At 70.6% G+C, this 12,189-nt stretch carries 11 protein-coding genes; 6 read left to right on the top strand and 5 right to left on the bottom strand.

Annotation, left to right across the window (positions count from 1 at the left end; genetic code table 11):
- The first annotated feature begins 12 nt into the window (after window positions 1-12).
- The 4 genes from OG933_RS43765 to OG933_RS43780 all read left to right on the top strand — a co-directional run bounded on the left by OG933_RS43765 (window position 13) and on the right by OG933_RS43780 (window position 4,056).
- Window positions 13-858: a tryptophan 2,3-dioxygenase gene (locus tag OG933_RS43765; protein ID WP_405633080.1), complete on the top strand. Its 846-nt coding sequence runs from the start codon at window positions 13-15 to the stop codon at window positions 856-858.
- Window positions 848-1,732: an alpha/beta hydrolase family protein gene (locus tag OG933_RS43770; RefSeq protein WP_405633082.1), complete on the top strand. Its 885-nt coding sequence runs from the start codon at window positions 848-850 to the stop codon at window positions 1,730-1,732. The genes OG933_RS43765 and OG933_RS43770 overlap by 11 nt, the downstream gene beginning before the upstream one ends.
- Window positions 1,729-2,979 (top strand): kynureninase, encoded by a 1,251-nt coding sequence (locus tag OG933_RS43775; protein WP_405633085.1) that lies wholly within the window; start codon window positions 1,729-1,731, stop codon window positions 2,977-2,979. Before OG933_RS43770 ends, OG933_RS43775 begins: the two co-directional genes overlap by 4 nt.
- A gap of 303 nt (window positions 2,980-3,282) precedes the next feature.
- The gene (locus OG933_RS43780; RefSeq protein WP_405633087.1) at window positions 3,283-4,056 is read left to right on the top strand and encodes a maleylpyruvate isomerase N-terminal domain-containing protein; all 774 of its coding nucleotides are present in this window, start codon (window positions 3,283-3,285) and stop codon (window positions 4,054-4,056) included.
- Window positions 4,057-4,553: 497 nt separating this feature from the next.
- Here OG933_RS43780 and OG933_RS43785 read toward each other — a convergent pair whose 3' ends face one another.
- A complete protein-coding gene (locus OG933_RS43785; protein ID WP_405633090.1) occupies window positions 4,554-6,197 on the bottom strand; it encodes a flavin monoamine oxidase family protein in 1,644 nt (547 codons plus the stop codon).
- A 502-nt stretch (window positions 6,198-6,699) separates the two neighbouring features.
- On the opposite strand from OG933_RS43785, the gene OG933_RS43790 reads away from it, so the two are divergent.
- Together OG933_RS43790 and OG933_RS43795 are read left to right on the top strand one after the other, a co-directional pair.
- Window positions 6,700-7,749: a lytic polysaccharide monooxygenase auxiliary activity family 9 protein gene (locus OG933_RS43790; protein WP_362534808.1), complete on the top strand. Its 1,050-nt coding sequence runs from the start codon at window positions 6,700-6,702 to the stop codon at window positions 7,747-7,749.
- A gap of 291 nt (window positions 7,750-8,040) precedes the next feature.
- Window positions 8,041-8,955 (top strand): hypothetical protein, encoded by a 915-nt coding sequence (locus tag OG933_RS43795; RefSeq protein WP_405633093.1) that lies wholly within the window; start codon window positions 8,041-8,043, stop codon window positions 8,953-8,955.
- A 438-nt stretch (window positions 8,956-9,393) separates the two neighbouring features.
- On the opposite strand, the gene OG933_RS43800 is transcribed toward OG933_RS43795, so the two are convergent.
- From OG933_RS43800 to OG933_RS43815, 4 genes are all read right to left on the bottom strand, one after another.
- Window positions 9,394-9,834, bottom strand: coding sequence for a nuclear transport factor 2 family protein (locus tag OG933_RS43800; RefSeq protein ID WP_405633096.1), 441 nt, complete (start codon window positions 9,832-9,834; stop codon window positions 9,394-9,396).
- Window positions 9,825-10,631, bottom strand: a complete 807-nt coding sequence (locus OG933_RS43805; protein ID WP_405633098.1) for an MBL fold metallo-hydrolase — start codon at window positions 10,629-10,631, stop codon at window positions 9,825-9,827. The genes OG933_RS43800 and OG933_RS43805 overlap by 10 nt, the downstream gene beginning before the upstream one ends.
- Window positions 10,632-11,137: 506 nt before the next feature.
- On the bottom strand, window positions 11,138-11,632 hold the full coding sequence (locus tag OG933_RS43810; protein WP_362534820.1) for a MarR family transcriptional regulator: 495 nt from the start codon (window positions 11,630-11,632) through the stop codon (window positions 11,138-11,140).
- Window positions 11,629-11,973 (bottom strand): hypothetical protein, encoded by a 345-nt coding sequence (locus OG933_RS43815; protein WP_405633101.1) that lies wholly within the window; start codon window positions 11,971-11,973, stop codon window positions 11,629-11,631. The genes OG933_RS43810 and OG933_RS43815 overlap by 4 nt, the downstream gene beginning before the upstream one ends.
- Window positions 11,974-12,189: the final 216 nt, after the last annotated feature.

A 12,189-nucleotide genomic window follows, 5' to 3' on the forward strand; every position in this document is an offset into this window, starting at 1 on the left:
GAGGCCCTCACCATGAACGACGGCACGTCCGCACCGGCCCGGGCCGCGGACGACTCACTCACCCGGCCCTTCGACGGTGCCAGCCCCTACGACGCCTATGTGCACGCGTCCGTCCTCAACAACCTCCAGCAGCCCCTCACCGAGGCACCCGACGAGATGGGTTTCGTCGTCACCACCCAGGTGATGGAGCTGTGGTTCACCCTGATCGTCCACGAGTGGCGCAGCGCCGGCACGGCCTTCGCCAAGGACGACTTGGACGCCGCCATGGACGCCCTGGCACGCAGCCGCCGCGCCCTGACCGCCCTCAACGCCGCCTGGGCGCCCCTGGCCGCTCTGACCCCCGCCCGCTTCAACGGCTTCCGAGCCGCGTTCGGCCAGGCCTCGGGCTTCCAGTCCGCGATGTACCGGCAACTGGAGTTCCTGCTCGGCGACAAGTCCGAGGCGATGCTCCGCCTGCACCAGGGCGACCCCGACGTGCACGAGGCGCTCAGCGACACCCACCGCCAGCCGTCCCTGTACGACGAGGTGCTCGGCTTTCTGCACCGGCGGGGGCTGCCGGTTCCGGAGCACGTCCGGGAGCGCGACGTGAGCGCGCCCTACACGTCGGACCCGGGCGTCGTGGAGGTGTGGCGGCTGATCTACTCCGGCCCCCAGCACCATCCGCTGCTCTTCCTCGGCGAACTGCTCACCGACATAGCCGAACTCGTCCTGCGCTGGCGCTTCGACCACGTCATGGTCGTCCGCCGGGCCATGGGCACCAAGAGCGGCAGCGCCGGCTCCACGGGCCTCGCCTGGCTCGAACAGCGCGCGAACCGGCCGGTCTTCCCGGAGCTGTGGGAGGTGCGCGGTGGGGTCTAGGGCGATCTCCGCCTTCGCGGCGGAGGAGGAGAAGCGGGTACTGAGCCTGAAGCCGGTGCTGGCTCCGGCGCACGGCCGCTACGGCGACCACCCGCACCAGGCCTACGACGCCTGGCCGGCCGGGGACCCCGGCGCCCCCCTGGTGATCCTGCTGCACGGCGGCTACTGGCGCTACGACCGCATGCACCTCACTCCTTTCGCCGCCTACCTCTGCGAGCAGGGCTTCGACGTGCTGCTGCCGGGCTTCCGCCGCTCCGGCGGGGCCGGCGGCCATCCCGAGACCTTCGACGACGTGGCCCGGATCGTGGACACCCTTCCCGAGGGGCGGCCCTACGTCCTGGCCGGCCACTGTTCCGGCGGCCATCTGGCCCTGTGGTGCGCGGCGCGCGGCCTGCTGCCCGACGGCTCCCGCTGGCACACCGGCACCCTCCCGACCGGCGTGCTCGCACTCGCCCCGATCACGGACCTCACCGCCACCCGCCGGGACGGCCTCAGCAACGACGCGGCCCTGCAACTCCTCGGGGGAGAGGCCGTGTTCGAGGAACGGCTGCCCGCCGTCGACCCTCTCACCCTGCTGCGCGGGGCCGGTACCACCGGTGTGCCGACGGTGCTGCTGCACGGCGCCGCGGACGAGGAGGTCCCGCTCACCCAGTTCACCGACTACGCGGCCGTGCACGAGGACCTGAGGACGGTCGTGCTGCCCGGCACCGGCCACTACACCCTCATCGAGCCCGGAGCCCCCGGAGCCCGCGCGGTCGCCGACACCCTGTGGGAGATGTCCGCCGGCTTCGCCGCACCGCGCGACGGCACCGACCCGGCCACCGCCCCCCGCACCGATACCGGCACCGCCCCAGGGAGGGTCACGCACCCATGACCGCCACCACCCCGCTCGAAGACCGGGCCGCCCGCGCCGACGCCGAGGACGCCTTGGCCCCGCTGGCCGAGCGGTTCGTCCTCCCCGAGGGCGTCATCTACCTCGACGGCAACTCCCTGGGCCCGCTGCCCGCCGCCGTCCCGCCCGCCCTGGCGGACGTCGTGGCCCGCCAGTGGGGCACCGGCCTGATCGGCTCCTGGAACGACAGCGGCTGGTGGGACGCGCCCCTGCGGATCGGCGACACCATCGGCCGCCTCGTCGGCGCCGCGCCGGGGCAGACGGTGGCGGGCGACTCCACCAGCGTGCAGCTGTTCACCGCGCTCAGCGCGGCCACCGCGCTGCGCCCCGACCGGCCGCTGCTGGTCACGGATCCCGGCCACTTCCCCACCGACCGCTACCTCGCCGACGCGGTGGCCCGCCGAGGCGACGCCCTGGAGGTGTGCCGGATACCCCCGGCCGACCTGGAGAAGTTCCTCGCCGAACAGGGCTCCCGGGTGGCGGCGGTCAGCTACTCACCGGTCGACTTCCGCACCGGCGAGCTGTGCGACATGGCGGCGCTGACCGAGGCCACGCACCGGGCCGGCGCGCTCGCGGTGTGGGACCTGTGCCACGCCGCCGGGGCGATGCCGCTGCACCTCGACGCCCTGGAGGTGGACCTCGCCGTCGGCTGCGGCTACAAGTTCCTCAACGGCGGCCCCGGCGCGCCCGCCTGGCTCTACGCCGCCCGCCGTCACCACGATGCCCTCGACACCCCGCTGACCGGCTGGAACGGCCATGCGAGCCCCTTCGCCATGGACCGGGACTACACACCCGCCCCGGGCATCGCCCGCGCCCGTATCGGCACCCCGCCCATCCTGTCCCTGCTCGCCCTGGAGGCGGCCCTCACCGTCTTCGAGGACGTGGACCTGGCACAACTGCGGGCCAAGAGCGTGTCGTTGACGGATTTCTTCCTGACCTGCGCCGAGGAACTGCTCACCCCGCTGGACATCACCCCGGTGACCCCCCGGGACGCGGCCCGCCGGGGCAGCCATGTGTCCCTGCGCCACCCGCACGCCCTCGGCCTGACCCGGGCCCTGGCGGACCGGAGCGTCGTCATCGACATGCGCGCCCCCGACCTGCTCCGCTTCGGCGTCAACGCCCTCTACACCACCCACACCGAACTGCTCACCGCCGCACAGCGCTTGAGCGCCATCGTGCGCGAGTCGTCCTACGACCCCGCACCCTCACCGTCGGGCCCGGTCACCTGAGCCTGAACTCCGCGTCGAACTCCCGCCTCTTGCCCGCCTCAACCCTCGTTCGGCACGGGGGCGGGGCGGGACGTACAGCACCCCGTTCATCACCTGGCGGTGGTCCCGCCACCGGCCACACCGCCCGTTGCTCACCGGGAGGAGCGGCGCAGGCCGCTTCCACTGAGCATCCGTCAGATCACCCCTATGCCCCACAGCCCTAGCAACGGCTCACCTGATCGCCAGGCCACGGCCCAGCTCTCGTTTCACCCCCCCCGACAAATTCGCTACCCGGCGGCCGGAGCGCCGTGATACACAACCGACGTGCAAAAAATCTTAGAGTTCCCCGAGGTCCTGCGGCTGATCGAAGACCGCTCGGCCGCGTTCCGCGCTGCGATCGCGTCCGCCCCCGACCTTGACGTCCAGGTCCCGACCTGCCCGGACTGGACGCTGCACGAACTGGCGCAGCACCTCGGTGACGGCCGCCGCCGCCAGGCCGCCATCGTCGCGGCGGGCCCGGGCGCTGAGCCCCCGGCGAGGACGGACCCGAAGGGCGCCCCGACCGCGCCCCGCGACCACGAAGCCCTGGACGCCTGGCTCGCCGAGTCGACCGAGCTCATGCTCGACGCGATGCGCGAGGCCGGCCCGGACCGCGGCTGCTGGACCTGGTGGGGCCGCTCGCAGGCCCCGGAGACCAGCGGAGCCGTGGCCCGGCACCAGATCCAGGAGATCGCCGTCCACACCTACGACGCCCAGCTCACCCAGGGCGCCGCACAGCCGCTGCCGACGGACGTCGCGGTCGAGGGCGTCGACGAGTTCCTGACGACCGTCTCGGCGACGACCGTCCCCTGGCCGTTCAAGCCGGCAACCATCGACCTGCACACGACCGAGGGCCGCTCCTGGCGCCTGACCCTCAACCCCGACGGCGTCCGCTGCGACGACCTCGCCGCCGACGCGGAGCCGGGCGACATGGCGATGCGAGGCGCAGCGAGCGAACTGGTCCTCTACTTCTACGCGCGCGTCCCGCTCGACGGCCTGGAGACCACCGGCGACACCGAGCCGATGGAGCAGCTCGCAGACTGGGACCCGAACGCGTAAAACGCGCACTTGTGACGCAACTGTCGGTGGTGCGCGCGCTCCTGCGGGCGCCACTGGGCCCGAGGTTGCGGACATCGCGCGGCTGCGGGCCTGCTGTTCAAGGGCGAAGGGCTCTCGCTCGTCCTGACGCCCGGTCAGCGGGCCGACTGCACCCAGTTCGAGGCTGTCATGGGACGGATCCGGGTGCCCCGCCTGGCCACCGGCCGGCCTCGCACGACACCCCCGACAGCGTCAGCGCCGACCAGGCCTGCAGCAACCGTCGCACCCGCGCCTACCTGCGTGGACGCGGGATCCGGCACGTCATCCCGGAGAAAGCCGACCCGCCGGCGGCCGTCTGCGGCCCGGCATGGTGCTCGCCTCCGGGCGGCCCCCTGGCCGTCCGTACGAGGACCTCGGGTCGGACCTCAGCGACCAGGGCCTTGAACCAGCGGGAATGACCTGGCTGTCAGCGGGTCGGTCGGGGCCCGGCTGCTGTGGACCGGGCCCCGAGCGTGTGTTCAGAGTCCTTGCGTCAGGAAGACGGCGTCCGGGACCTGGACGGTCTCGGGGGCGGTGCGGGGGAGGAGGCCGAGGATCTGAGCGACGACGTACTGTGCCGACATCATGGCTCCCTCCTGCCAGCCGGGCAGCGGTGACGCCTGGTCGCCGACGACGTAGAAGCGGCCGTCGCCCTCGGGCTGCAGGACCTGCTTGTAGGCGACCTGGTGGTCGGGGTCGGCCGGGTCCCAGTCGGCCCAGCCGCCGAGCTGGTGGGGCACCTTGTGCCAGGCGATGGTCACTCCCAGGTCATGAGGCACGGTGGTCTTCTCCCGGAACTCGCGGTGCATCTGTGCGGCGCCGTCCCGGGCCAGGCGCAGCCGGTCGGCCGGCGCGAGTTTGCCCATGTCCTCGGCGTGGTCGCCGAAGTTGTACGCCCCGGTGAGGGTGCCCGCCTTGGAGAAGTAGTCGTTGGACGGGTACCAGAACTGGGTGATGGGGTGGTCGGTCCAGCTGATGCCTCCGTAGATCTGGTTGTGATCGTCCTCCCAGAACCGCCGGTTGGCCTGCCAGCCGACCTTGCATGTCGGTGCGAAGCCCACCGCTTTCATGGCGTTCCGGAATCCCGTGGAGAAGCCGGTCAGCGTGAGCTGCTTCAGGACCGGCAGCGGGATGTTGCTCACGCAGTAGTCGGCCGTCGTCGTCAGTTCCTGTCCGCCCGTGCGGTAGGTGACCCTGGCCCCGTCGCCCGTCAGGTCGATCGAGGTGACCTCGGCCTCGAGTTCGACGGTCACGTCGTACTCGGAGGTGATCCGCTCGGTGAGGGCGTGGACGATCTTGTCCATGCCGCCGACGGGCTGGAACATCGTGGCCTGCCACAGGTAGTCCACCGGCTGGTAGAACCTGTGCTTCCAGAACTCCGACTGAATCAGTTCGGCGAGGGGCAACGGGGGCGCGGGCCGGGGGAATTCGTGGACGTCGAGGGGCTCGTCGTAGCCGGAGCGGGTGGAGCCGTGGTACTCGCCTTCCTCGTCCAGGTCGCCGAACTTGCGCAGCAGGTCCCGCAGCGGTCCGGTGAACTCGTCGCTCTCGTTCAGGGTGGCGGACAGGAGCGCGGCGAGGTGGCCGCGGGTGTCGTTGGCGATCCGCCGGTTGCGCCAGGTCTGACCGGGCGGGGTGTGTCCCGCGCTGTGCAGGACGTTCGCCGTCGTCTCCATGATGTACGGCTCCAGGGACACCCCGAGGTCGGTGCAGTAGTTGAGGACTCGGCGGTGGTGGTACGGGATGCGGCCGGGGCCGAGGTTGAGGTACAGGTCCTCGTCGAAGGCGCAGGTGTGGGTCAGCACCGGCCTGTTGCCCTCGCCGTCGAGTTCGTACAGCTTGTCGCCCTTGCGGGCGGTGCGGTTGCGGCCGCCGGTGCGGGTCTGGGGCTCCAGGACCGTGCATCGGTAGCCGAGCCTGCCCAGCTCGTAGGCGGCGGTGAGTCCGCCGACGCCCGCCCCGAGGATGAGTACCGACGGCTCCTCGCCGGCCGCCGCGCGTGGTGCGGCGGCGAAGTCCGGCGCGGTGCCTTCGCCGGAGCTCAGCGGGCCGGCGAGGCCGGACATGGCGTGGTAGAGCGACTGTGCGGATTCGGAGGGGGTGGCGGACGTGCGTGTACTCATGGCTCACCTCTCGGGTGGGACGGGAAGGTGCCGCTCCCGGTTCGTCTGGCTCCTGTGGCTTGTGCGGTGAAGAAGCCCGTGGGACCGGCCGCGGGACGGCCCCGAAGGAGACGAGACCTGGCCATGAAGTGCCGCGCGAAGTACGAGTTCGGCCTGCGCAAATGGTCCTTCCCGGTCTGTCGCAGGCGGACGCCGACCGTCCGGGTGAGCACACGGAACGGAAGCCGACGCACGCCGGCGTGCGCCCGCGCCTGCCGGCCCGCGGCGGACAACCTTCAAGGAGCCGTGTGCGGCCGGAGGGAGGTGACTGCGGTGCCGGGCACGGCCAGGAGCAGCCCGGAACCCCGGTCTGACGCTTCAAGGAGCCCCTGCTTGCCACCAGTGGCTCACCGCGCTTGCGGCATATGCCACCGTAAATAATCTGGTTAGTGGCAATAAGGGTGGTTAGGTGCGTGGTTTCGCGCTGGACCACCCGTTCCGTGCGACTGGAGGAGTTCACAAGATGCAGCAGCCTCACCCGGCGGACCTGCGCGCGGTGGCGACCTACCGCGATGACGGTGATGTCAAGCTTGAAGGCATCTCACTCACCTGGCGGATCGGCGCGAACGCCGCCGACCAGGGCACCACGGAGCCGTCCGACTGGAACAACGGGCGCCCGGACTACCCGCACCACTACGAGGTGTGGCTGGACGGGCGTCCCGCGCAGACGGTGGACCTGTACTGGGCGACCTGGTATCCGCACTGGCAGTCGGCCAACCGGCACTGGGTGTGCCTCGGAGAGGCCCCCGCCCGCGAGTACCGGGTGAAGGTCCGGGCCCGGCACGCCGACGGCGCCTGGGGGCCGTTCACGGATGAGGTCACCGTCGACACGTCCACGTCCACGCCCTACAACGCGCACATCCCCGCGCGCGCCGAGGAGCGCGGGGAGGGCGGCCGGGAGCGGCACGGGAGTCTGGAGTTCCCGGCCAGCCGGGCGATCCGGGCGATCCGTGACGAGGACGATGCGCCGATCTGCCAGAAGGCGCGCGAGTTGAACACCTCGACCACCTGGCAGGAAGTGGTGCCTCCCGGCACAGCCGGCAACCCGCCGTGGAACGAGGCCCGCGGGTACCTGGAGTACCGCAAGTTCTTCCAGGGTGCCAACGTGGCATCGGCAGCGAATCCCGCCTTCCAGGGCCTGGACCTGGCCGGCGGGGACGGCCTGGGCGACTGGCCGACCAGCACGCTGGAGGCCGTCGACGGCCGGCACACCTTCACCTACAACTACCGGCAGAACCACATGGGCCCGAAGTGGACTCACCAGTGGTTCATCACCACACAGGACTGGGACCCGGCCCAGGGAATCTCCTGGGACATGCTGGAGCCGACGCCCTTCATGGTCGAGTACCACGGCGGCGGCACGCACGCCGACCCGCAGTTGCAGTACACCACCGAGGCATTGGCCTCACGGCGGGGACGACACGCCATCGTCAACATCTGGGGCGGCGGCGACGCCGGACACGACTTCAAGGGCGAGTTCTTCGTCAGCGTCTCCGACGTCGAATTCCGCTAGGCCCGCGCTGCGATGTCGGACAACCACCGGGCAGCACGACTTACCGGTCCGTGAGACCGGTGGGCGCGCGTCGCCGAACCGGTGCGGCCGCCGCTGACTACTGCGCAGGCCAGGGAGGTGACGGCCGGACTGCGCAAGGCGGTGGACGACGTCCGGCGCTCTGTGGCGGTACACCCCGGTTACGGAACGGGCGGGCGGCGAAGCTGACAGCGAGGCAACGATCCATGGCCATTAGCCGTCTCGTCAACCGAGAGGGCGCTGAGTCGGTGTCCGTCAGGAACGGAGCAAAGCGTGTTGATCGGCTTGCTGACTGCCGCTGCGGCATCCGTCTGTTACGGCACAGGCTCAGTCCTGCAAGCCATCGGGTCCCGCAGGTCCGCGCGGAGCGGTGCGGCCACCACTGCCAGCACCCAGTACGGGGGGCCCAGCCTCTCCTCCACCGCGAAGGCCGCGATGACCTGGGAATTCGTCGTCGGTACCGTCCTCGACTTCGTGGGCTTCGCACTGGGTGCACTGGCTGCGCGGCTACTGCCCCTGTTCCTCTCGCAAACCGTGATCAGCGCCAACCTGATCATCACCGCCGTGCTGAGTGTCAGGCTCCTCCGTATCCGGCTGACTCGCGCCGAGTGGACGTCCATCGGCGTGGTCTGCGGGGCGCTCGTTCTGCTCGCGACGGCGGCGGGGGAGGAGGGCAGTGGACACGGCATCCCGATCGCCACGCACTGGTGGCTCCTGGCGATCTCGCTTGCTCTGATGGTGGGCGGCACGCTCGCGGTACGCCTCCTTGGTCCCCGCGCCGCGATTCTTGCCGGACTGCTGTCCGGACTCGGTTTCGGCGCGCTCGGCGTGGGCGTCCGTGTCCTGAACGGCGTCGCCCCCTTCGATCTGGCCGTCATGCTGACGGATCCCGCCCTGTACGCGATCGTGACGGCCGGCGTAGGTGGGATGTACCTGCACACCGTCGCTTTGCAGATCGGTTCGGTCAACGCGGCCACGGCGGCTCTGGTCGTCGGCGAGACCGTGTTGCCCGGCGCAATCGGCGTGCTGTGGCTCGGCGACGCCTCACGGGCTGGTCTCGCCTGGATGGCGATGCTCGGCTTCGTCCTGGCGGTGGCAGGCGCGGTCGCGGTGGCATGGTTCGGCGGGCCCGCGGCGCATGTGGAGGAGCAGCCGCAGCAGGCGGCAGAACTGACTCCCACGCGCTGAAGACCCGACTCAGGCTGGCGGTACGGCCCGTGAGGATCTGACCCATGCGGAGTGGGATCGACTGGAGTCGTTCCTCCCTCGCGGCGGTGTGCGCGGGGGCCGGCGGAGTGATCACCATCGGGTGATCAACGGGATTCTGACTCCGTCGTCCCATTGGGCGACGGTGGCGTGCAACTCCATAGCGTTGTGGTGATTGCGCGCGAGCCGGTACGTCATCTCCAGGCGACAGGGCCCCTCACAGGGGTTGGCAGGCGCGTGCCGCGGATGCCACCCGAGGGATGCCGATGCCACCGACTCGCGTCGGTCAGTAATAGCTGATGCCCTCACGCCGCGGCGTGAGGGCATCAGCTTCCGTGCACGAGGTGCGCTATGGGCCATGGCACGGGAGCTGCAGCATTGCTCAGTCCGTCAGTCCGTCAGTCCGTCAGCCCTCTGCTCTCAACCCGTCATCGCGTCACGGACGAGTGCGGTGTCGACGAACTGCTCGAAGCGGACGATCCTTCCGCCACGAACGACGAAGTGGTGGGCGACACGGACGCCGAGTCGCTTTCCGGTCGCCTTGTTCGCGGCCGTGTAGCGGGCGAGGACGACGACGTTCTCGCCGTCGGCCACATAGGTGTCGTCGTGCGCGATCCACTCGTCCCATTCCAGGGCGAGCCTTTCCATGACACCGGAGGTGACGCCCTCGGGGGTGCGGTACGTACCGGCCAGTGGGAAGCCGGCCATCTCGGTCCACTCCACGTCGGGGGAGAGGGTGGCGCGCAGGGCCTCCAGATCGCCTGCCGCCGAGGCCAGGTACTGCCGGCGGACGATGTCCGCGGGGGCGTCGGAGTTCGCGCATTCGGTGTTGCTCGGCGTGGTCATGGCCGTCACCCCCATGCCATCTCGCCCTTGGCGACCTTCGCACCGATCTGTGCGGCGATCAGCATGCCGTTGTCGGGGTGGCGCCGGACGAGAGCGTCGGTCAGCGCGGCCGCGTCGGCGGCTTTGCCGAGCTCCTCTTCGAAGGCGGTCAGGTAGTCACGCGTGGCCGTGATGGCGGACGCGTCGGCCGGGGTGCCCGGCAGACGGTGACCGGGGACGACCAGCTGCGGATCGAGGGTGGCCATGTCGTCCAGCAGGTCGATCCACGCGGCCCGCTGCTCGGGCCTGGCGGTGTCGGCGACCCACACGTGCTCCTGCTGGAACAGCAGGACGCCGCCGAGAAGGGCACGGTGCTCGAGCTGCCACAGGTAGTGGCGGTCGGGCAGTTCCGCTCCGCCGCCCCTGAGGTGGAAGCGGTGGCCTTCGAGGGTGATGTCGTCGGTCAGCGGCTCGATGTCGACGAGGCGGGTGGGCAGGTTCGCCCCGAGCGACGCCCATGCCTTGAGCTTGCCTTCGTAGGAGTGCTGGATGTGCTCGATGACGTGGTCGGTGGCGACGAACCTGGCGTCGGGGAAGGCGTCGGCGAGGATCTCGGCGCCGAAGTAGAAGTCGGGGTCGCCGTGGCTGATGAAGACGGTGGTCAGGTTCTTGCCGGAGTCGAGTACCTCGGCGGCCAGTCGGTGGCCGTCGGCGCGGGTGAAGCCGGCGTCGACGAGCAGCGCCTCGCTCTCGCCGGTGACGAGGGTGGCGGTCTTGTTCTTGATGCCTGCGGGGAAGTCAAGGTCGAGGACCTTGAAGGACAGCGTGCTCATGAGTGCTCCTGGGGCGGGATTGCGGGGCGGGATTGCGGGCGGAGATTCAGGACGTGCGAGCGGTGCGTGCGACGGCGAGGCGGTGGTCGACCTCGTCGGAGGTGGCGTGGCCGCGGGCCAGGGTGACGGTGCGCGAGCCGTCGACGGCGAGTGGTGTGGGGAAGGCGGTGACGCCCCACCGCGCGGTCCGGCGGAAGTCGGCCGCTGCCGCCTTCTGGGCCTGCGGCGCTCGGAACGCGGCGACCGCGACGGCGGCGTCCGGTCCGGCCGCTTCGGCGCCCTGACGGTAGGTGGCAGCGGCGGCGGACAGGTCGTGCCCGTCGAAGTAGATCGAAAACGTAGACCAGCTTCATCGACGACCTCGCCAGGGTGTGGCGCCCACCTCATGCGAGCGATTCACCTGAGGAAACAGTAACTGACTCGTCAGGTATTTCGGCGCGGCTGTGACCTGCGCCACATGGGCAGGCTTGATCTCATACGCCCAGCGCTGAGCCCCTCGGCGCAGGTCAGGGCAGGCGGGGCAACACGTCCCGGGCCGAGTGGCTGAGGAGGCGAAGGTCTTCGGCGAACCGCCGACGGTCCTCGGCCGGAAGCGGCTCCACGAAATACCGCTCGATGTTCTCCACGTGCACGCGTGAGGCGCGAACCGTCGTCTCCTCGCCCAGCGGGGTGAGCCGCACCAGCTTCGCGCGCCGGTCGTCGGGGGAATCCGCACGCGTGACCAGACCCGCGGCCTCCATGCGGTCCACCAGACGGGTGGCGCCGCCCGTGGTGAGGACCTGTTCCTGGGCGATGGCACGCATCGACAGGCCCGGCGCGCCGGCCCGCCCGAGGATCAGCAGCACCTCGAACATCAGATGGCTGACACCGCACTCCTCTTCGAGTGCGCGCCCGAGGATGTACTCCAGCCGGTTGGCCGCCCCCTGCAGCCGTCCGAAGGCCAGGATCAACTCGTGATCCGCGGCCTCCTTCGCCGACCCGATCCCCGCTTGCTCGCTCACGGTCCCGCCGCCCCTCTCGCTGTTCCGGGTATCACCGTACCGATCATGTCCGAGAGCGGCGGGGTGACAGTCGAGATGGCCCGCCCCACGCTACGGGCCGAGGTCGAGAATGCCTCGGCGGGCGGCCTCGGAGAGGACTGCTGCTCTGTTGTCGACGCCGAGTTTCCCGCTTCACCGAGGAACGAGAACTCGGTGAAGGAACGATGTTCTTCCAGCTCATCGTTGCTGGCGTCGCGAAGCCGGGCCTCCCCGCGCATCCACAAGGCCCGGCGGTGGTCGGAGCCGACGGAGGCGATTGATCCGAGGAGCGTCCCGATGACGGCAAGGACGGTGGCGATCATGCTCTGCTCTCTTGGTCGGTCGACCCGGAGCAGGCGGCGGGCCGGTTCACGCGGTCGAACTCGGGTGAGCGGCCGCACGGTTGCTGCTGGGCCTGCCGTCGGACCTGCCACATCCTCGTCGATGTGGGCCTCGGTGGGGGAGAGTTTTGGTGGGAACCGGGTTGGCGCAGCGGACAGTTCGTCTGGGAGGGCCTGGTCGTCTCCCTCGTCGGCTCT

Source organism: Streptomyces sp. NBC_00016 (assembly GCF_045040885.1).
Classification (GTDB): Bacteria; Actinomycetota; Actinomycetes; order Streptomycetales; family Streptomycetaceae; genus Streptomyces; species Streptomyces coriariae.

Excerpts from the sequence above, each read along its gene's own strand:
- OG933_RS43765 (WP_405633080.1), top strand. The coding sequence starts at position 13 with ATGAACGACGGCACGTCCGCACCGGCCCGGGCCGCGGACGACTCACTC.
- OG933_RS43775 (WP_405633085.1), top strand. The coding sequence starts at position 1,729 with ATGACCGCCACCACCCCGCTCGAAGACCGGGCCGCCCGCGCCGACGCC.
- OG933_RS43785 (WP_405633090.1), bottom strand. The coding sequence starts at position 6,197 with ATGAGTACACGCACGTCCGCCACCCCCTCCGAATCCGCACAGTCGCTC.
- OG933_RS43790 (WP_362534808.1), top strand. The coding sequence starts at position 6,700 with ATGCAGCAGCCTCACCCGGCGGACCTGCGCGCGGTGGCGACCTACCGC.
- OG933_RS43800 (WP_405633096.1), bottom strand. The coding sequence starts at position 9,834 with ATGGGGGTGACGGCCATGACCACGCCGAGCAACACCGAATGCGCGAAC.
- OG933_RS43805 (WP_405633098.1), bottom strand. The coding sequence starts at position 10,631 with ATGAGCACGCTGTCCTTCAAGGTCCTCGACCTTGACTTCCCCGCAGGC.
- OG933_RS43815 (WP_405633101.1), bottom strand. The coding sequence starts at position 11,973 with ATGATCGCCACCGTCCTTGCCGTCATCGGGACGCTCCTCGGATCAATC.